Below are 20,474 nucleotides of genomic sequence, written 5' to 3'. Positions count from 1 at the left end.
TTTCAGATAGTATCAACATTAATAATTTCCAACATGTTGCTTTCTAAATCTAAAGTTGCAAAAGTAGGTTTATCAGTTAGATAACCTGCTAAACTTCCAGGATTTACAATGAGTTGAGAACCTTTTTTCTCAAAATAAGTTTTGTGGGTATGTCCATAAAAAACATAATCTATCGAGTCATCTATATAGTTAGCGATATCACCTTCGTGAAATAGTATAAATTTTTTATTGAACAATTCAAAATAGTAAGGTGGTTTAAATATTTTACCTTTACTTACCTGATTTAATAATAGCCATTCCCCATCATTATTCCCAAAAACTGCTCTGTAATCACAATTTAATTCATTTAAAATTTTTAATGAAAAGGGTGAAACAATATCACCACAATGAAACAAAAAATCTACTTTTATGTCATTTAAATATTTAACACACTTTTCAAGATTTAACAAATTATCATGTGAGTCTGAAATTATAGCTATTTTAGGCAATTTAAACCTCCAATTTAAAATGTTTCATAGATAAACCCTCCACCAACAACTATATCATCTAAATAAATTGCTGCTAATTGGCCTTTAGTTGGAGCAAATTGTGGCTTTTCAAACAAGATTAAAGCCTTACTTTCTGGTAATATTTCCACCAAACAATCCTCTTCATTCATTCTATACCTTATCTTTGCCTTAGCTTTAAAAACCCGTAACCTATCATCTACCATATTAACATCTCTTAATTTCACCCCTCTTTTAACCACTTCTTCTTTTTTAGCAAGATAAATATTACCCTTTTTAGCATCAATTTCTTTGACATATAAGGGCTCATGATAGTTTAATCCAAGACCTCTTCTTTGACCTACTGTATAAAACTCAACCCCCTCGTGTTCTCTTAATTTTTTACCATTATAAATCATATACCCTTTTTTAAACCTTTTACTATCCACCTTTTCTGACAAGAACTCTCTGTAATTCCTACCACATAAAAAACAAACTTCTTGACTATCCTTTTTTTCTGAAACTGGCAAACCTATCTCTTTAGCAATTTGTCTTGTTTCATCTTTTGAATCAATCTCACTTAAAGGGAATTTCAATAAACTAATCTGAAAACTATCTAATAAAGCTAAATAGTAGGATTGGTCTTTTTGTAAATTTGTTGCTTTGCCGATATATTTTTTCCCATTCTTCTCAATGATTTTTGCATAATGACCTGTAGCAATATACTTTGCATTGTTTTTTTGCATTTCATTAAAAAGATAAACAAACTTAGCAGTTTTATTACAATATGCACAAGGGTTTGGAGTTTCCCCCTTTCTATAACTATTGATAAAATAAGAAATTACATCTTTAAAATAGCTACTGTAATCAGCAACACACCATTTTATTCCAAGTAATTTTGCCACTGATTCTGCATCTGCAATCATTTTTTCTGTGTTTTCACTGTCAAATAATTTTAATGTGACACCAACAACATCAAACCCTTCTTTCAACATTTTATATGCAGCAACTGAGCTATCAACTCCACCACTCATTGCAACTATTATTTTGTCCTTCATTTACACCTACCTAAAGGTTTTAAAACATAACTATTGAAAAAAAATAAAAAATGCAATAATTCTTTTACTTTGAAAGAAAAAAACAAAAAGGGGTAGTAAATGGACAATCATCGTTTTGAAAAATTAAATGAGTTAAAACAGATGGGGATAAACCCATACATCAGCTCTTTTAAAGTTACTAATAAAATTTCTGATATAAAAAAGGCATATATAAACACATCTTCTGCTGAGCTTTTGGATAAAAAATATAGAGTTACTGTTGCTGGACGTGTAATGGCAATTAGAGAGTTTGGGAAGGCAGCGTTTCTAAATATAAAAGACAGAAGTGGAAGTATCCAAGTTTATATTGCAAAAAAAGAGTTAAGTGAACAGGAATATGAAATTTTCAAAAAAACAGATATAGGAGATTTTATTGGAGTTTCAGGATATCTCTTTAAAACCAAGACAGGTGAGCTCACTGTTTTGGCCGAAACCTATAAAATACTTACAAAGGCTTTGAGAGACCTGCCTGAAAAATGGCATGGTTTAAAAGATGTAGAAAAGAGATACAGACAAAGATATGTTGATTTAATAGTAAATGATGAAATTAGAGAACTTTTTATTTTAAGGAGTAAAATAATCCAGAGGATGAGACAGTTTTTTATTGAAAATGAGTTTATTGAAGTAGAAACACCTATGATGCAGCCTATAGCTGGTGGAGCTACTGCAAGACCTTTTATCACTCATCACAATGCATTGGATATGACCCTTTACTTAAGAATAGCTCCTGAATTGTATCTTAAAAGGCTTGTAATTGGTGGTCTAGAAAGGGTTTTTGAAATAAACAGAAATTTTAGAAATGAGGGTATTTCTACAAAACATAATCCAGAATTTACTATGGTAGAATGGTATATGGCCTATGCTGATTATTATGATCAGATGGCTTTTACCGAAAATATGCTTTATACAATTGCAAAAGATGTTCTCGGTAAAACAACCATCACTTTTGGAGAATACGAAATTGATTTAACACCACCATGGGATAAGCTGACTTTAGAAGATTCTATTGAAAAATATACAGATATTAAAAAAGATGATTTAAAAGATTTTGATAGTGCTAAACAAGTAGCAAAAAATCTTGAAATTAAGCTTGAAAAAAACTGGGGTAGAGGCAAAATTGTATTAGAAATTTTTGAAAAAACTGTAGAACACAAATTAATTCAACCTACTTTCATAATTGATTACCCAAAAGAGGTTTCACCTCTTGCAAAATCAAAATTTGATAATCCAGATGTTACAGAAAGATTTGAATTGTTTATTGCAGGCATGGAAGTTGCAAACGGATTTAACGAGCTAAATGATCCAATAGATCAAAAAGAGCGGTTTGAAAAGCAGGTAGAAGCAAAAGAAGCTGGTGATGAAGAAGCTCATATGATGGATCATGATTATATTAGAGCCCTTGAGTATGGCTTACCTCCTACAGCTGGACAGGGTTTAGGAGTGGATAGGCTTGTTATGTTGTTCACAAATAAAAATTCTATTAGAGAAGTTATTCTCTTTCCACATATGAGACCAGAAGATATATGAGCTTTTATGCGTATAATGATGGACTAAATAATAAATGTGAAAAATTTTTATCTGATATAGGATGTAAAATTATTGCGGAAGTTGATAACCTTTTAAATATAAAAGATAGTATAATATTTGTGAGTATAAAACAAAGTGGTTTATTTTCTACTTTATTAAGGCATGATAATGATATCTTTGTTATTTATGATGATGATTTCATAGATAAAGAGATAAAAGAAATGATGGCACAGAAGGTTGTATTAGTCCACGAAAAGTTTTTTTATTTAGATGATTCAAAGTTATTTATGAATTCTATTCTAAATATGCTAAAAAATAAAAATAAAAAAATAAATGAGATTTATGATAATGTTTTTGACCTTGCATTCGCATCTACATATGTCCTTGAAGAAAAAGAAAAAATGGAAGATCTTGTAAATAAAGATAATTTAACAAACCTATACAATCATTCTTTTTTTCAAAAAAAATTACGTGAGTATTTTACCTTAGCCAAAAAGACTAATAAAATTTTTAATGTTGCGATTCTTGATATAGATTTTTTCAAAAAAGTAAATGATACATATGGACATCTTGCAGGAGACAAAGTTTTAAAAGATTTTGCAAAAATACTCAAAGAAAACACGAGGAAAACAGATATTGTGGCAAGATATGGTGGGGAAGAGTTTGGAATAATAATTCCAGATTGTGATAAAACTTGTACAGAAAAAGTATTAGAAAAAATCAAAGATGTAGTAACAAATCATATTTTTGAATTTGAAGATTACAAAATAAAAATAACCTTTAGCGCTGGTTTTACTGAATATAATGACAAATATAAATCAGCAAAAGAAATGTTAGCAAATGCAGATATTGGACTTTATATGAGTAAAAATTCTGGTAGGAATAGATTTACCTTTGTTGAATAATGAATTTTTCAGAACAAATTTCAGAGCTTTTAAAAAAGATTTATCATGAAAAATTAGTAGCTCGTATTGCTGTTGATAAATTTATAAGAAATCTCAATATAAACTCAAAACAGAGAAAAGAAATTTTAGATTTTATATACGATTGTATAAGATTTATCGGTTTTGTTAAAAACCATGACTTTAAAATAACTAAAGAGCAGCTTGATGAGATTAAAAACAATTTAATCTTAGATGAAAGTTCATTTGTAAATATTCTTGGATTTAATGAAGAAATATCAAAACTTATTTTAGACAGCATACCAATTGATGATTTTTCACTTTTCTTAGAGCGTGCACCTCTTACAATCAGGGCAAACATGATAAAAACCACCAGAGAAAAACTTTTAATAGAATTCGAGAACAAATTTAAAAAATATAAGACAATTACGACACAATTTTCACCATATGGTTTAACTGTAGATAGTCATATCAATGTCAGAGTTATGGAAAAATTTAAAAAAGGTTTTTTCGAAATTCAGGATGAAGCAAGCCAACTCATCACATTTCTTTTACCGATAATACCAGGTAATAATATTTTAGATATTTGTGCTGGTACAGGTGGAAAGTCTCTGGCAATTGCTTCTCATTTTTACAACTCTATAAACATTGAAGCTTTTGATATAGATAAAAATAGATTACAAAAATTAGCTAAAAGAAGTAAAATTGCTGATGCAAAAATAAAAATTATCAAAAAGCCAAAAACAAACTTTTATGATGCAGTATTAATAGATGCGCCCTGCTCTGGCTTGGGAACTTTAAGAAGAGATGTAGATTTAAATATCAGAACCACACCAAGGTCATTAAAAAAGGTTTTAAATCTTCAAAGAACTATTTTTAACAAAGCTGTTGAATCGGCAAAAAATGGAGGATACATAATTTATGTAACCTGTAGTTTTCTAAAAGAAGAAAATGAAAAACAGGTGGAATACTTTTTGGAAAATCATAAAAACATTAAGTTAATAAATATATCCAATATTTTAACTGACAATCATTTTAACACATTTATTCATAATCAATTTTTCAAGACTTCACCAAAAATAAACGGTATGGACTCATTTTTCGGAGCAGTTTTCCAAAAAACTCATTAGCCTTGAAATAATTTAAAATAAATTGTAAAATGTGAATATCACAACAGTTTTTGGAGAACCTATGAGTTTGTTAACAAAAATAATTAAATATTTAAAATATCAAAACTCTATGAAAATATCTAATTTTGATTTAATTGAAGAAATTAAGTGTTATTTTAATTCATTTCTACTTATTAATTCTCAAGAAGTAAAAAAAAATTCAAATTTCAAAAAATATAAAATAAAACTACTTATTTGGAGTTTTAATGAATAGAAATATTCCTATACTCAAATTGATTTTAATAGTACTTTTTTCGCTTATTTATAACTTAAACAATGTTTTTTCATATGATTACGAAGTAACTGCAGCTAATAATCTTACTTGTGCTGGTTCAAGAACTAACCAAGATTTGAATTGTAATGCTGGTGAATTTACAACTATTGTTGATATATTGACAACTGGAAAATCTACTACTTGTGTAGAAGGACAATCATTATCAATTGATATAATATTAACACTAAAAGATAATAAAGCTGAAAGGTATGATATTGGTTTTTTTGTAGGAGAAAATAATAATGACCCTAGATTGCAAACTGGTCAATGCTCGGTTGCAACATTTGATAGTAATCAAAGAATATTTGACTCATGGATTGATGTGGATCATGATAGCTGTAGTGATTTTGAAAAAAACGGCAATTCTACTGTAAAAGTAAATAATGTCATTGTAAGTTGTATAGACAATGATGGAGATGGTTCATTAGATGTTCCGTATACTGTAGTGTACCAACAGAATAAAAATAATTCACTTAACTGTTCAGGACCTCAAAATGTATCTAGTGGTTCGAAATCTAAATGTAATTTTGGTTATGCAGCAATAAATGATATTATAGTCTTACCAAAACCAATTGCTGACTACTACTTTGATGAATGTAGCTGGGATGGAACACCTGGTGAAGTAAAAGATAGTAGTGGAAATAACCATAATGCCACTGCACAAAATAATGCAAATGTTATAGATAATATAACTGCAGGTGGAGGAATTTACCGAGTTGCAAACTTCAATGGAAAATACATTACAATTGATGAGCCCTTTCAACTTCCTGCAAATTATACAACTACATTTTGGTTAAAATTCCCATTGATAGGAAGCCAAAGTCAATATACTTATCAAGGATATAAAGTTTATATCATTGGGAGTGTTGAAGGTACTGGAGATATAGGTTTTTTTATGAAAGATAATAATGGGAATTATAGATTTGCCGTTTATGATAATAATGGTAATGTAAAAGAAATTGATTTACCTTCTTTAAGCGATGGCTGGCATTTTTTTGCTATAAAAGTAGAAAACGATAAAACAAAATTATACATTGACGGAAATTCACAAGAATATAGTGTTAATATTGCAACATATGGAGCTTTATCAATTATTGGTAGCTCAACTGACTTTACTAAAGATGAAACGATCGGAAACTATATGGATGAATTTAAAATTTTTGACAGCTTATTAACTCAAAATCAAATTGAAGCAATTTATAACAATGAAAAAGCTGGAAAAAATTGGGATGGAACGGAAAGAGAACCTATAAATTGTACCTGTACTCCTGAATATGATGGAATTGTAACACCAATTGAATTTGAAGGGGGTAGATTTACAACGACTAACACATATAATAATAAAACTTGGGATCATATAACATTTCAAAAACCTTTTAGAGAACCACCAGCTGTCTTTGTCGTTATAGATAAAACTGGAGGTCATGCCGCAAGCGCTAGAATGAAAAACATAACCAAAACAGGTTTTGATATAACAATTGTAGAACCCCCAGGGTATGATGGCCCACATATTTCCCAATCACTTAGCTATTTAGCAATAAACAAAGGTGTTCATAAGTTAGGTAATCAATATATAGAAGTTGGTGAAATAAATACTAAAAAAGTTCAAGGGAAATATACACCAAATGGAAGTATAATCGGGTGGGAAAAAGTTACTACTAAAGTAAACTTTTGTGATCCTGCTGTTGTTGCTAATATACAAACATTAAACAACTTAAATAGTTCTGATCCTCAAAAACAACCACCATATAAAGCATTAATTCCTTGGTCAACAGCAGTCATTGACAATATCACTTCCAACTCTTTTAATTTAGCATTAGACATGAGTGAAACAAATGATGGATTAATTAACAAAGATGAAACTGTAGCATACATGGTTTCGGAAGGAAATATTCAGGACTCTTTTGTAGATGATGATAATAACACAATTCTATATGAAACTATTAAAACACAACCATATTTTGAAGGATGGAGTAATAACTGTAATACAGTAAGCTTCAAAAATAATTATTCTAAAACGCCTTTAATAGCTGGATGGAAGAATAGCAGAAAGGAAGATGATGGAGGATGGTTTAGAATATGCTCGCTGGATAAAAATAAAGTTGGTTTTGTTGTGGATGAAGACAAAGATCATGACTCTGAACGCTCCCATATTAAAGAATCAGGTAGTATTTTTGTATTTAGTGATAATTTCGTAAAAAGAGAAATTATCTTAGATCATTATCTAATTGAGCATGATGGGGTCGGACTTACATGTCAACCAGAAAAAGTGACAATAAAAGCATGTACAGACAATGCAACTTCTTGTACTGAATATACTTCAACTACAGATGTAACACTTAATTACAATTCTACACCACAAAACTATTCTTTTACAGGGGAAACAAAAGCTGATGTAATCCATCATGATGCAGGGACAATTACTCTTTCTTTGACAAATATGAATCCTATAGCAACAAATGGTTATAAATGCTACAATACTACAACAGGTTTAGATTCTTGCGATATAACTTTCTACGATTCAGGGTTTATTTTTGATATTAAAAATACATATTCCTATAAACCTCAAGATGTGACAATTAAGGCTGTGCGTAAAGATGACCAAACCCAAGCCTGTGTGCCTGCTTTTCAAAATACAAGCCTTGATATTAATTTTACATTTGATAATTTGAGTGCAAATCCAACAAATACTGCCCCTGAAATAGATAATATTACACTTCCTAATAACATCACACTTAATTTTGATAACAATGGGGCAGCCATTTTTAATGTTGTTTACAAAGAGGCTGGTAAATTAAGTTTTACAGCTACTTATGATAATGGAACTGTTTATGCTGTTGGCTCTGATACAGCGGTTTTTAAGCCATTTGGTTTTTATGTTTATACTACTGATAATAACTGGCAAGCTGATAATGGTGCAAATAGTACAGTATTCAAAAAAGCAGGTGAAAATTTCAATTTAACTGTGAAAGCGGTAGGTTGGCAAAGTGATACTGATACAGATTTATCAGATAACCCTGTAACTAAGAATTATCAAGAAAATAATATACCTGTAACTCATACATTAGTTGCACCTTCTGGTGGTAATAATGGAACAATTGGTGTTACATCTCTTGATTTTACAAATGGAATAACTTCAATTGCTAATCAAACTTTTAGTGAAGTAGGAATAATTAAATTTACTGTCACTGACAATGATTTTCTCGGTGCAGGTAGTATTACTGGCACAAGTGCAAACATAGGTAGATTTATACCAGATCACTTTATTATTAAATCAAAAACCAATGGTGTTTTAAATGATAATGGAAACTTTATATATACTGGACAAACGGTAACTTACTTGACTAAACCAGAATTTATTATTGAAGCACAAAATAAAGACAATCAAACAACTAAAAATTATAGTGGTGATTTTTTTAAATTAGATATTGGTGGAATAAGTATAATCGATCCTACAACTGATGATAAAACTACTGGCAATGATGGTAATCTACTATCAGTAAATATTAATAGAGCAATTGCTACATTTACCATTAATAACGATGGTTCAGCAACTTATACCTTTGGAGATGATAATATTACTTATATAAGAGATAATAATTCTAAGGTTGCACCATTTATTCCTCAACTTACTTTTAAAATAAATAGCATTATAGATAATGATAGCGTATCTGGCATAAACCTCCCAGACAATATTTCTGTGACTGGTAGTGAAATGAGATACGGCAGATTAAAAATTTATGATAATTATGGCCCAGAAACCGAAGATTTAGAATTAGATATAGAAACCCAGTATTGGGATGGGAAATATTGGGTATTAAATACTGATGATTCACACTACAGTTTAAGTATTAATGATTTTAAATTGGACAATTACACCGACAAATTAAATAGCGGAAACTCTTTAATAGACAATGTAACTGGCATAAGTGAAGGTAAAGGTAGCTTACACTTAACTACACCTGGTGAGAATAATTATGGAACTGTTGATATTTGCATTGATACTTCATCTATTATTTATAACTATTTGAATGATAACGAATCTTGTGGTACAGCAACATTTGGTATTTATAGAGGTAGAGATATAATAATAGATTGGCAGGAAATACCACCACAGTAATAAGTTACGAAGTTCTAAGTTCTATGTTCAACGTTCAAAGTTTAAATTTTAAAGTAAATCTATTATTTGTTGCAAGTATAGTAAAATAGTATGCTTATTTTTTATTTAAATATAGATTGCTTTTATTACGCAAAATTCTTTTGTTTTGAAAAAATTTAGCTTGATTTAAAACTTTTCAGGTGTAATTATATCAAAGTTTAAACAGCAATGTATTTTGCTAATTTTTAATGTGAAAAAGGAGAACATGTTATGAAAAGAAGTATCATTTTAGGATTTTTATTGGCAATCTTTATTGTTTCTTTTGCTTTTGCAGAAGAGAAGGTTGCAGCAAAAGTCAATGGAAAGGCAATTTATGAGTCAGAAGTAAATACTGTTATTGCAGAGCTTTTATTGAAAAATGGAATAGCACCAAGTAGCGTGGATTTTAACAATCCTCAGTTAGTTGAAATTAAGAAAAAGATATTGGAACAACTTATTGATAGAGAAGTTTTAGCTCAGCATTCTAAAACATTTACTTACAAAGGTATTGAAAATGATGTTAATAAAAAACTAGATGAACTCAAATCAGGGTTTAAAACTGATAAAGAGTATAAAGATGCTTTACAAAAAAACAACCTAACGGAAACTGAATTAAAAGAAAAAATAAAAAAGAATATTTTAGTAAAAAAACAGCTTGATTCATATAAATCTAAAATCACTGTAAGTGAACAAGAGAAAAAAGATTTTTATAATAAAAATAAAGATAAATTTGTGATTAAAGATAGTGTACATGTTAAACATATTGTGTTGTTAACTGGCGATAAAAGAAGTGATGAAGAAGCAAAAAAACTTATCGATAAAATTTATAGTGAACTTAAAAAAGGTGTAAACTTTGAAGATTTAGCTAAAAAGTACTCTGAAGATGGTTCTGCAAAAATGGGCGGTGATCTCGGTTATATTACTAGAGGTAAGGTTGTACCAGAATTTGAAAAAGTTGCTTTTGAAACTGAAGTGGGTAAAATTAGTAAACCTTTTAAATCCCAATTTGGTTACCACATATTAAAGGTTGTCGATAAGAAAAAAGGGAAAAAACTATCTTATGATGAGGTTAAAGATCAAATAACTAAAATTTTGAGTGATCAGAAATTGGAAACCATGATTAAAAGTAATATAGAAAATTGGAAAAAACAGGATAAAATCGAAAGGTATTTATGAAACAAAGAAAAAATTTATTAATTTTAGCGGCAATACTTTTTATTGCCGCTTATTTTATATCTTTTAATAAAAAAAATTTGACAACAGAAGAATTGGTTAAAACTAAATGTTCAAGATGTCACCACACTTACGAAATAGTAAAAGATAAACGACTATCAAGGCTTGAATGGATAGCAATTTTAGATAAAATGCAAGCAAACGGTGCTAATTTAAGTACAAATGAGTATAAAAACATTTTAAACTATTTAGTAGAAAATTACTCTAAATAGTAATATGACTGCAAAGATTAGAGATCCAATAAACAGTTTTACACATTTTATCGGTACAATATTTAGTTTTTTTGCATTTTATATTTTAATGTCTAAAAGTACCACAATATCTCAATATATCTCTTTTACAATCTATGTATTAGGTATGTTTGCAAGTTTTACTTCAAGTGCTATTTATCACGCTTATTATGGTGATGAAAAAGTTATATTTAAATTGAGGAAACTTGATCATGTAATGATTTATGTATTTATAGCTTCTACTTATACACCTGTTACCATCTTAGTTTTAGGAGGAAAATTAAAATGGTTAATGCTATTTTCAATCTGGGCTATTGCCTTTGTTGGTTTTTTATTAGAATTTAAATTTAAAGAGCTTCCTAGATATTTTTCAACACTGCTGTATGTAATAATGGGTTGGATTGCAATATTTGCGATAAAACCACTTTATAGGGCTCTTGAGTTTAATCATTTTATGTTGCTGGTATATGGAGGAATATTTTATACAATTGGAGCACTTATTTATGCCACAAAAAAACCTAATTTTTTTAAATTCATAGGTTTTCATGAGATTTTTCATATATTTGTACTATTAGGCAGTTTTATGCACTTTCTTTTTATGTTAAATCTAGTATAATAAAACACATATTAGGAGGCTATTATGGCAAAGATTTTAATATGGCTAGCATCAGGAGAAAAAGAAAAACTTAATCCAGGAATTTTATACGGAACAAATGCTAAAAAGTATGGCTGGGTAGACGATGTAAAATTCGTAGTATTTGGTGAAGCTGAAAAACTGATGCTTGAAGATGAAGAGCTTTTTAGCAAAATACAAGATAATGTTGAAACTGTTTACTGCAAGTTTGTAGCAGAAGAAATGAATATTACAAAAGATTTAGAGTCAAAAGGTGCTAAAGTAATTTATGTGGGAGAATATATCTCAAACTTATTGAAAGAAGGTTATCAAGTCTTAACTTTCTAAAAAATTAAATGAATATTTTAGTTTTTAATCCTTCTTTTATTGGTGATTCAATACTCACTACCCCTCTGTGCAAAGCTTTAAAAAAGCTTTATCCTGACAGTAGGATTTTTTTTTGTGTAAGGCCTGAATCAAGACAACTGTTTGTTAATCTCAACTTTATAGACAATGTAATTACTTTTGACAAAAGAGGACTAGAAAGAGGTCTAAAAGGGGTAAAATCGTTTGTAAAAAAAATAAACGGTGAAACAAAAATAGATTTACTTATTTCTGCTCACAAATCTTTGAGAAGCACCCTTACCTGCTATTTGATAAAAGCAAAACAATCTGTAGGTTTTAAAGAAGCAGCATTAAGTTTTTTATATACTTCGACTGTTCATAGGGATATGTCTTTACATGAAGTGGAAAGAAACTTAATGCTTTTGCAACCAGTTGTAAATAATTTTTCTCTTAAAGAAATTAAAACAATCGCAGGAAAGCCTGAAATTTCTTACTCAATAAAGATATTTAACAACATAAAAAAGTTTTTAGAAATTACATTTTCAAACAAAAAATATATAGGTATTGCACCAGGTAGTGTTTGGCCTACAAAAATGTGGCCTGCTGAATACTATGCGGACTTGATCGATTTATTACCTGATAATTGTATCCCAATTGTTTTTGGTTCAAAATCAGAGGTATCTGTAGTGGAAGAAATTAAAAAATCTGTGAAAAAACATTTCATAGACCTTTCAGGGAAAACAAATCTTTTAGAATTATCTACCTGGATAAAAACGTTAGACTTATTAGTTTCAAATGATAGCGCACCTCTTCACATGGCAGTTTCACATGATGTGCCTGTCGTGGCAATTTTCGGCCCAACTGTGAAATCACTTGGATTTTACCCGTATGACGAAAAATCGTTAGTTGTAGAAGTAGAAAATCTTTATTGCAGACCTTGTGGTTTACATGGTGGTAAAAAATGCCCAGAAAAACATTTTAGATGTATGAGAGATACTAAACCACAAACGGTTTTAGAAAGTATATTGAGGTTGATTTGATGAAAGTTTTGTTTGTTAGATTTTCATCACTTGGAGATATAATTTTAACTACAGGAATAATAGATTTATTAAAAAAGCAATATCCAGAAATAGAAATAGATTTTTTAACCTATGAGCAATTTAAAGATATCCTAATTTTCAAAAAAAGAATTAATAACATATTAACAATAAAAAGAAAAAATGGATTAATGCCTTACCTTACCTTTATCCAAGAAAATATCAATAATTATGACTATATTTTCGATTTACATGCAAATTTAAAAACTTTCTTTTTGAAAATTTTTACTCAGAGCACAATTTCAAAATACAAAAAGGGCAGTTTTAAAAGAAGATTGTTTGTTAAATTTAGATTATTTAAAAACCAATTAAATAAACATGTGGTAGAAAGATATTTTGATGCCGTAAATAAGGTTTTTGAATTAAAAATTAACTCCATCGAAGATTTAAGACCCACACTTTTAACTGGGATAAAAAAGGAAAACTATATAGTAATACACCCTTTTGCAAGCAAAAAAACAAAAGAGTGGCCATATTTTAGTTATTTAATTGAAAATTTGAGCAAATACCATAAGGTTGTAATAGTAGGAAGCGGACATTTAGAAATTACAGAAAACAGTAATATAATAAACTTAACTAATCAAACATCACTACAAGAGCTTACAAATGTCATAGCAAAAGCAAAACTGCTAATCACTACAGATTCAGGCCCGATGCATATCGGAATAGCTTGTAATACCCCTACCCTAGCAATTTTTGGCTCTACAACCAAAGAGTTTGGCTTTTACCCCATTTTTGAAAATTGCTATATAGTTGAAAATAACGATATAAAATGCAGACCTTGTCATGTACATGGTCTAAATAAATGCCCCAAAAAACATTTTGACTGTATGAAATCTATTACACCAGAAATTCTTTTAGAAAAAATAAAACAATTGACATAAGAACAATATTTCATATTATAGCCACCGATGAAAGAAAAATATATTTTTATAGTTAAATCTACTTTTTTAAATTTTTTATTTATTTCACTTCTGTTCTCATTTTATTTCTTGTCATCTCTAAAAAATGCTTCTACAATTTTAGCTAAGTTTTATTTGATAGGCTCTTATCTATCAAGTAGTTTTACATTTTCTTTAATACCTTTTTTATTAACATCTATTTTTGCTCTTTTTTTCAATAAAAAAATAACTAAAGCTTTATTTTTTATATTTAGTTTTATCGTTGTAACATTTATTTTTGTTGATTTTGCTATTTATAGAATCTATGGGTTTCATTTTAATGGCATGGTTGTAGCAATGATTACAACTCCTGGTTTTTTTGACTCTGTATCTTTGGGTGCTCCTACTTTAATTTCTGTCATTTTTATTCTTGTAGCATTTTTAGTTGTTGAATTATTAATTATAAAAAAGTCAGGGAAACTAAACATCAGTAGTAAAAAAATACTATTAATTTTTTTGCTGTTAATAATAATTACTGCTTCAGAGAGACTTACTTTTGCAATAAGTGATCTTTACAATAAAAGGGATATTACTAGACTATCAAAAGTTTATCCTTTGTATCAGCCGTTAACAATTAGGGGTTTTGCAAAAAGGGTTCTACATTTTAATGTTAATAGAGAATTTAACTTTAAAGTAAAAAAGTCAACACTAAAGTATCCTCAAACAGAAATTGTGGCTCCTGATGTGGATAAAACCACTTTGCCCAATATTTTAGTTATAGCTATCGATAGTTATCGTTTTGATATGCTAAACCCAAGAAATTCTCCAAATATTTACAATTTTTCAAAGAATTCTTTAGTGTTTCAAAATCATTATTCTGGTGGGAACTCAACAAGGTTTGGTATCTTCTCACTTTTTTACGGATTATATGGTTATTGGTGGCACGACTTTTTAGCGAATAGACAGTCACCAGTATTAATATCAACATTAAAAAAAATGGGGTATAAATTTAAAATATTATCTGCTACTTCCTTAACATTTCCTGAATTTAGAAAAACTGTTTTTCTTGATATCCCGGAATCCATTGAGGACGATTTTGGTAAAAGGTTTGATAGAGTTCAACGGGAATCAGCACTTGTAGAAAGTTTTAAAAAATTTAGAGAATTACATAACGATAATTCCCCTTATTTTTCTTTTATTTTCTTTGATGCTCCACATGCAAGAGCTTTCCCTAAAAAATATAATATTTTCAAAACAAAAAGCGGAGAAACAAACTATTTGATTATAGGAAAAAGGAATATAACGAAGGTAAAAAATGCATATATGAATGCAGTATATTATGATGATGCTTTGGTAAAAGAAATTTTGGATTACTTAAAAGAAAAAGGTGATTTAAAAAATACAATTATTGTAATAACTGGTGATCATGGTGAAGAATTTTATGAAAATGGGCATTTTGGCCATAACAACAGCTTTACAGAATATCAAGTGAGAGTCCCTTTTGTTTTTTATATCCCTTGGATGAAACATAAAGATATGAATTATATTACAACTCATTACGATTTTGTCCCTACAATATTTGATTTACTAGGGATAAAAGCTGATAAAAAAGGTTACACTTTTGGAAATAATATGTTAAAACCTATTGATAGAGATTATATAATTAGTTGTAATTGGAGTTGGTGTGCTATTATTGATAAAGAAGGGTATCGATTACTGTTTTCTTATGAAACACATAAGTCATTTGATATTTCACTTTATAATAAAGAATATAAAGAGGTAAAAGATAAAAAAATCTTCAATGAAAAGAAAAAATTTATTTTTCATCTAATAAATCAATTTAATCAGTTTTATTAAAATTTCTAAAATTCTTCTCGGTAATAATCTGGATAAGTATCAAGCAAATTTTTTGAAGCAAGATATAGATAAACCTCATCAAGATAATTTAGTAATCTTTCTTTCTCTTCACTCAATACCCCTTTTAATATAAACATGTTAGATACATGATTTGACCTAAAGATAATACCTTTTCCGTTTATATTTTCTACAATCATTCTCGATTCATTGATTAAATCCCTTACTTTTGGAGTTTCTAAGCTATCAAAGTAGTCCCTCTTTTTTCTAATAAACAGTGTCAACATACCGAGATATTTTGGGTTTACTTCAGTTATCCACTTTGCAGTATCTAAAGCATGTTGCTCACTAAGCTTCACTCCCCCTGCTCCAAGAATAATCATTACAGAAAACAGAAACCCAAGTTTTTGCAACTCTAATATTTTAGGTTTAATCTCCTCTGGATCCATCCCTTTATTCATGATTTTTAATACTTCTTTATTGCCACTTTCCAGTCCAAAATATAAAAGGGTTAATTTCCTTTTTAAAATCTCTTTCCATTCATCTATACTTTTACCTAAAATTGCCTGTGGTCCAGCATAAGAACTTATTCGCTCAAGATTTGGAAACATCAAGTTTATATAATCTAAAATTTTTATTAGACCATCAGTGGGGTAAATAACAGCATCACCATCAGCTAAAAAAATCCTTCTTATCTCTTTCCTTATACTTTCTGGCATTTTATCCACTTCTCTTTTAAATTCTTCAAAGGGTTTAATTCTAAACTTTTTTGTCATATACATTCCACAAAAACTACACTTGTTATATGAGCAACCCTCTGTAATCTGAAAAATTAAAGAATTTGCCTCACTTGGTGGTCTATAAAGTGGATAGCTGTAATCAGGTAAAAAATCATAAGGATTTAGGTACATATCCCAAACCCTCCAAGATATTAGTTGTAGCATTGTATTTATTTAAAGTATAAAAATGCAAACCTTTCACATTTGCTTCAATCAGCTCTTTACACTGATTAATTGCATATTCAATACCAATTTTAAACATATCTTCTTCACTTTTATTTTCAAGTTTTTTAATTAGACTATCTGGTACAGTGGCACCACACATCTCAGTGAACCGTTTTACCTGATTTAGATTTATAACTGGCATTATTCCTGGTAATATAGGAACATTTATCCCTATTTTTTCTGCTCTATCTAAAAAGTCAAAAAAGTATTTGTTATCAAAAAACAATTGAGTAATAATAAAATCAGCACCAGCATCAACCTTCATTTTTAAAAACTCGATATCTTTTTCAAGAGATGCTGATTCAATATGCCCTTCTGGATACCCGGCAACACCTATAGAGAAAAAGTTTTTATTTTTTATGTATTCAACAAGTTGATATGCATATTTAAAATCTGCCTTTATATTTTCTTGATCTTTAGGGATATCCCCTCTCAAGGCTAATATATTATCGATATTATGTTCTTGTAAGACAGTCAAAATTTCATCAACATCATCTCTACTACTTGTAACACATGTTAAGTGCATCATAACATTTAAATTATACTGCTCTTTTATTTTAATAGTCCAATCTATTGTTTTATCTTTTGTACTTCCACCTGCTCCATAAGTCACTGAAACAAAATCTGGGTTATAACCTTTTAAAACTTCGATTGTATTAAAAAGGATTTTTTCATTTTCTACTTTTTTTGGTGGGAAAAACTCAAATGAAATAACAAAATCTTTTTCACTCAATATCCTTGAAATTTTCAAATTTAAACCTCCTTTAAAAAAGTTTAGAAGCAATATATAGCGATTATAAGGATTGACTTCAACCACTTTTTATGAAATAAACAAATATGCTTGATAAACTTTATATCAGACTTTTAAGATTAGTAATTTTAACAATTATAACATTAAATTTTATATGTTTTCTAACCACTTTTAATCCAAAAGCTTTAATAAACCCTTTTTTTATCAAGAATAGGACTATTAGCTGCTATTTTCTTTTAAAACATATAATTTTTGTCTCAGGGATTCCTACTAAAATCAAAGATATGGATAAAATAAATAAAACTGTTGAGTCAGTTTCTAAAAAACACATGGTTGACCCTCTCCTCATTCATGCCGTAATAAAAGTAGAATCTAAATATAACCCTTTTGCAATATCTAAAACAGGAGCTATGGGTCTAATGCAATTAATGCCAAAAACATTTTTTTCACTTGGTTTTGAAAATCCATTCGATATCGAACAAAATATAGAAGCAGGAACAATGTATTTATCCACCTTACTTAAAAGGTTTAATTCATTAGAATTAGCTCTGTCAGCTTACAATGCTGGTCCTTCATCAATAGTAAATAACAGCATCCCTAACATAGGGGAAACAAAACATTATGTAAAAAAAATCATCAGAGAATATAATCAGCTAAAAACTCAAAAAGCTTCTCCTCAGTAGTTTGAAAAAGGGTGTTTTTCACATTATTTTTACCCATTGCATACTTACTTAATTTTTTCAATTCTTCTTCTGTAAATAATTTGCGCAAATCTACATTGAATATTTCAGTATATTTCTCAACTAATCCTTCAATATTATCTACAATTTCATTTATAGATAATAGTTTTCCCACTTTATAAAATCTAAGCATTTTCATATAAACTGGTAACAATAAAAAGTTTGCAGTTCCATGATGAATATTTTTGTTGTTTGTTAAGTAATAGCCCATTGCATGTAACAGTGTTGTTGCAGTATGCATTATTACTGTTCCAGCAATAGTTGAGGAATATAAAAGCAATTTTAAATGTTCCTTATCCAAATCATTATCTTTTAAGACATTACAAATATTGTTCATAGCTTCTTTTGCTAACAAATCACTAAAAGGGTTTGCTTTTACAGATAAATACCCTTCAAATGCATGAGTCAGTGCGTCAAATGCTGTAGCGAAAATCAGGTTTTCATCCAAAGTCTCTAGAAATTCAGGATTTAAAAAAGCTTTTTTAGGAAAATTAGCTGTTTTACCAAAATTTATTTTATCATTTTTTTCATAATCAGTAATAATGGCGTAATGATTTACTTCAGACCCAGTACCACAGGTTGTTGGAATTGCAAAAATAGGTATAGGAGGGTTTGGCAACCCGTTTTGGCTTAAAAGTTCATAAAATCCCATATTGTTTGTTGCAAACGCTGCAATAGCTTTTGCAGCATCTAAACTACTCCCACCACCAAAAGCAACAATTAAATCGCATCTATTTTGTCTAACAAATCTTCCACCTTTTATAACTGTATTTATTGATGGGTTCTCTTCTATCTCATCAAAAATAAACAAATTGTCCCCTTTTATTTCTTTTAGAAAATCAACAAAGCCGGTTTTATAAGCAGCAGTTTTACCACAAACCAATGCAATTTTGTTATATTTTACAATTTCTTTTTTAAATACATCATAAAAGTTTACTGTCATATAAACTTTAGTTGGTGAATAAAATGTAAAATCCTTCATTAATCACCTCTTTTTAGATTAAAAATTTTCCATCTTTATAAACTAGCTCTCCATCCACATAAACTTCACCCCCATTATTCATCCTTTTTATTAAATCCCAGTGAAGCCCAGATTTGTTTTTACCACCAGCTTCTGGATAAGAAGAACCTACTGCAAGATGCATAGTTTTACCAATCTTTTCATCAAAAAGGATATTTTTTGAAGGTTTAACTATATCATCATTCAAACCAAAAGCAATTTCACCCACATATTTTGCTCCTTCATCAGATTCAAGCATTCTATTTAAAAACTCTTCCCCCTTTTTAGCAGTTGCCTTTACCACCTTCCCTTTTTCAAAGTGTAGCTCAATATCTTGAACCTCTACACCCATAAAAGCAGTTGGAACATCAAAAAAGATAACCCCATCTGCACTATCTTCAACAGGACTTGTAAAAACCTCACCATCTGGCATATTATGGTTACCATTGCAATTTATCCATTTTCTACCATCAACATTTAATTTTAGCTCTGTTTTAAACCCTTTTATAACAAGTTCTTTCTTCCCAGTAAGGAGATCTACTATTTTATCTTGAAATTCGCTGACCTTTTGCCATTCTTTTACAGGGTCATCATAGTTTAATTTGCAGGCATTAAATACAAACTCTTTGTACTCTTCAAAGGACATTTCTGCATCCTGAGCCATACTTGGTGTGGGATAAGGTGCTAAAACCCATTTAAACTCCCCTTTTGCCTCTCTTTCAAACATAATATCCTTTAGTATTCTTGTTGCTTTTCTATTAATAGCAACCTTTTTAGAATCTACATTTGTAAGTTGTCTGGTATTTGTTTCACTATCTATTACAATTAGAGCATCAATAGTTTCTGCAGCTGTTTTACTAACTTCTGGGATAAAATCTAACTGCTCTTTTTCTGCATATTTATAAAAATAGTACATCTGCTCAGGAAAACTCATTTTCACAATTGGATAAGCACCTATTTTAAGAAGATATACATAGCAAGCTCTTATCAAAGGTTCGGCACAAGACTCCCCTCTTATTTCTACCACATCTCCCTTTTTCACCTTTAAACTATAATCACAGAGAAGTTTTGCCAATTTTTCTTCATAAGTTATCATCATTTTCCCTCCTTGTATATTATGTGATTTAATTAACT

19 protein-coding genes are annotated in these 20,474 nt (G+C 29.3%); 13 read left to right on the top strand and 6 right to left on the bottom strand.

Going from position 1 to position 20,474, the window contains the following annotated elements:
* Nucleotides 1-2: 2 nt before the first annotated feature.
* The gene (locus DEFDS_RS05815; protein ID WP_013007873.1) at nt 3-488 is read right to left on the bottom strand and encodes a metallophosphoesterase; all 486 of its coding nucleotides are present in this window, start codon (nt 486-488) and stop codon (nt 3-5) included.
* Nucleotides 489-502: 14 nt separating this feature from the next.
* Nucleotides 503-1,543 carry a tRNA 2-thiouridine(34) synthase MnmA gene (mnmA, locus tag DEFDS_RS05810; RefSeq protein WP_013007872.1) on the bottom strand — a complete coding sequence of 347 codons (1,041 nt, stop codon included), beginning with the start codon at nt 1,541-1,543 and terminating at the stop codon, nt 503-505.
* Nucleotides 1,544-1,642: 99 nt separating this feature from the next.
* Here mnmA and lysS point away from each other — a divergent pair, with 99 nt between their 5' ends.
* The 12 genes from lysS (at nt 1,643) to DEFDS_RS05750 (ending at nt 15,848) form a co-directional block, all read left to right on the top strand.
* Nucleotides 1,643-3,109 carry a lysine--tRNA ligase gene (gene lysS, locus DEFDS_RS05805; RefSeq protein ID WP_013007871.1) on the top strand — a complete coding sequence of 489 codons (1,467 nt, stop codon included), beginning with the start codon at nt 1,643-1,645 and terminating at the stop codon, nt 3,107-3,109.
* Nucleotides 3,106-4,014 carry a GGDEF domain-containing protein gene (locus DEFDS_RS12630; RefSeq protein WP_013007870.1) on the top strand — a complete coding sequence of 303 codons (909 nt, stop codon included), beginning with the start codon at nt 3,106-3,108 and terminating at the stop codon, nt 4,012-4,014. Before lysS ends, DEFDS_RS12630 begins: the two co-directional genes overlap by 4 nt.
* Entirely contained in the window at nt 4,014-5,141 is a 1,128-nt protein-coding gene (locus DEFDS_RS05795) for an RsmB/NOP family class I SAM-dependent RNA methyltransferase (RefSeq protein WP_013007869.1), read from the top strand. The genes DEFDS_RS12630 and DEFDS_RS05795 overlap by 1 nt, the downstream gene beginning before the upstream one ends.
* Before the next feature lie 61 nt (nt 5,142-5,202).
* Nucleotides 5,203-5,394 carry a hypothetical protein gene (locus DEFDS_RS05790; RefSeq protein ID WP_041223647.1) on the top strand — a complete coding sequence of 64 codons (192 nt, stop codon included), beginning with the start codon at nt 5,203-5,205 and terminating at the stop codon, nt 5,392-5,394.
* On the top strand, nt 5,387-9,574 hold the full coding sequence (locus DEFDS_RS05785) for a DUF6701 domain-containing protein (RefSeq protein ID WP_013007868.1): 4,188 nt from the start codon (nt 5,387-5,389) through the stop codon (nt 9,572-9,574). The genes DEFDS_RS05790 and DEFDS_RS05785 overlap by 8 nt, the downstream gene beginning before the upstream one ends.
* 249 nt (nt 9,575-9,823) lie before the next feature.
* The gene (locus tag DEFDS_RS05780) at nt 9,824-10,768 is read left to right on the top strand and encodes a peptidylprolyl isomerase (RefSeq protein ID WP_013007867.1); all 945 of its coding nucleotides are present in this window, start codon (nt 9,824-9,826) and stop codon (nt 10,766-10,768) included.
* Nucleotides 10,765-11,037 (top strand): hypothetical protein, encoded by a 273-nt coding sequence (locus DEFDS_RS05775; RefSeq protein ID WP_013007866.1) that lies wholly within the window; start codon nt 10,765-10,767, stop codon nt 11,035-11,037. The genes DEFDS_RS05780 and DEFDS_RS05775 overlap by 4 nt, the downstream gene beginning before the upstream one ends.
* A gap of 4 nt (nt 11,038-11,041) precedes the next feature.
* Nucleotides 11,042-11,671 carry a PAQR family membrane homeostasis protein TrhA gene (locus tag DEFDS_RS05770; protein ID WP_013007865.1) on the top strand — a complete coding sequence of 210 codons (630 nt, stop codon included), beginning with the start codon at nt 11,042-11,044 and terminating at the stop codon, nt 11,669-11,671.
* Between the two features lie 24 nt (nt 11,672-11,695).
* On the top strand, nt 11,696-12,016 hold the full coding sequence (locus tag DEFDS_RS05765; RefSeq protein WP_013007864.1) for a hypothetical protein: 321 nt from the start codon (nt 11,696-11,698) through the stop codon (nt 12,014-12,016).
* A gap of 8 nt (nt 12,017-12,024) precedes the next feature.
* Nucleotides 12,025-13,053, top strand: coding sequence for a glycosyltransferase family 9 protein (locus DEFDS_RS05760; RefSeq protein WP_013007863.1), 1,029 nt, complete (start codon nt 12,025-12,027; stop codon nt 13,051-13,053).
* Nucleotides 13,053-13,994 carry a glycosyltransferase family 9 protein gene (locus DEFDS_RS05755; protein ID WP_013007862.1) on the top strand — a complete coding sequence of 314 codons (942 nt, stop codon included), beginning with the start codon at nt 13,053-13,055 and terminating at the stop codon, nt 13,992-13,994. The genes DEFDS_RS05760 and DEFDS_RS05755 overlap by 1 nt, the downstream gene beginning before the upstream one ends.
* Before the next feature lie 27 nt (nt 13,995-14,021).
* Entirely contained in the window at nt 14,022-15,848 is a 1,827-nt protein-coding gene (locus DEFDS_RS05750; RefSeq protein ID WP_013007861.1) for a sulfatase-like hydrolase/transferase, read from the top strand.
* Between the two features lie 5 nt (nt 15,849-15,853).
* Here the strand turns inward: DEFDS_RS05750 and DEFDS_RS05745 are convergent, their stop codons facing one another.
* Both DEFDS_RS05745 and metF read right to left on the bottom strand, forming a co-directional pair.
* Nucleotides 15,854-16,756 carry a radical SAM protein gene (locus DEFDS_RS05745; RefSeq protein ID WP_013007860.1) on the bottom strand — a complete coding sequence of 301 codons (903 nt, stop codon included), beginning with the start codon at nt 16,754-16,756 and terminating at the stop codon, nt 15,854-15,856.
* Nucleotides 16,737-17,600, bottom strand: coding sequence for a methylenetetrahydrofolate reductase [NAD(P)H] (gene metF / locus DEFDS_RS05740; RefSeq protein ID WP_013007859.1), 864 nt, complete (start codon nt 17,598-17,600; stop codon nt 16,737-16,739). Before metF ends, DEFDS_RS05745 begins: the two co-directional genes overlap by 20 nt.
* A gap of 86 nt (nt 17,601-17,686) precedes the next feature.
* Here metF and DEFDS_RS05735 point away from each other — a divergent pair, with 86 nt between their 5' ends.
* Nucleotides 17,687-18,283 (top strand): lytic transglycosylase domain-containing protein, encoded by a 597-nt coding sequence (locus DEFDS_RS05735; protein WP_013007858.1) that lies wholly within the window; start codon nt 17,687-17,689, stop codon nt 18,281-18,283.
* Here DEFDS_RS05735 and DEFDS_RS05730 read toward each other — a convergent pair.
* Together DEFDS_RS05730 and DEFDS_RS05725 are read right to left on the bottom strand one after the other, a co-directional pair.
* Nucleotides 18,237-19,322 (bottom strand): iron-containing alcohol dehydrogenase family protein, encoded by a 1,086-nt coding sequence (locus DEFDS_RS05730; RefSeq protein WP_013007857.1) that lies wholly within the window; start codon nt 19,320-19,322, stop codon nt 18,237-18,239. The two genes, DEFDS_RS05735 and DEFDS_RS05730, sit on opposite strands and share 47 nt — an antisense overlap.
* Nucleotides 19,323-19,335: 13 nt before the next feature.
* Entirely contained in the window at nt 19,336-20,436 is a 1,101-nt protein-coding gene (locus DEFDS_RS05725) for an aminopeptidase (protein ID WP_168902625.1), read from the bottom strand.
* Nucleotides 20,437-20,474 lie beyond the last annotated feature (38 nt).

Source organism: Deferribacter desulfuricans SSM1, assembly GCF_000010985.1.
Classification (GTDB): Bacteria; Chrysiogenota; Deferribacteres; order Deferribacterales; family Deferribacteraceae; genus Deferribacter; species Deferribacter desulfuricans.
Note: the sequence above shows the minus strand (reverse complement) of the source record. Positions and strands in the feature narration are given on the sequence as shown.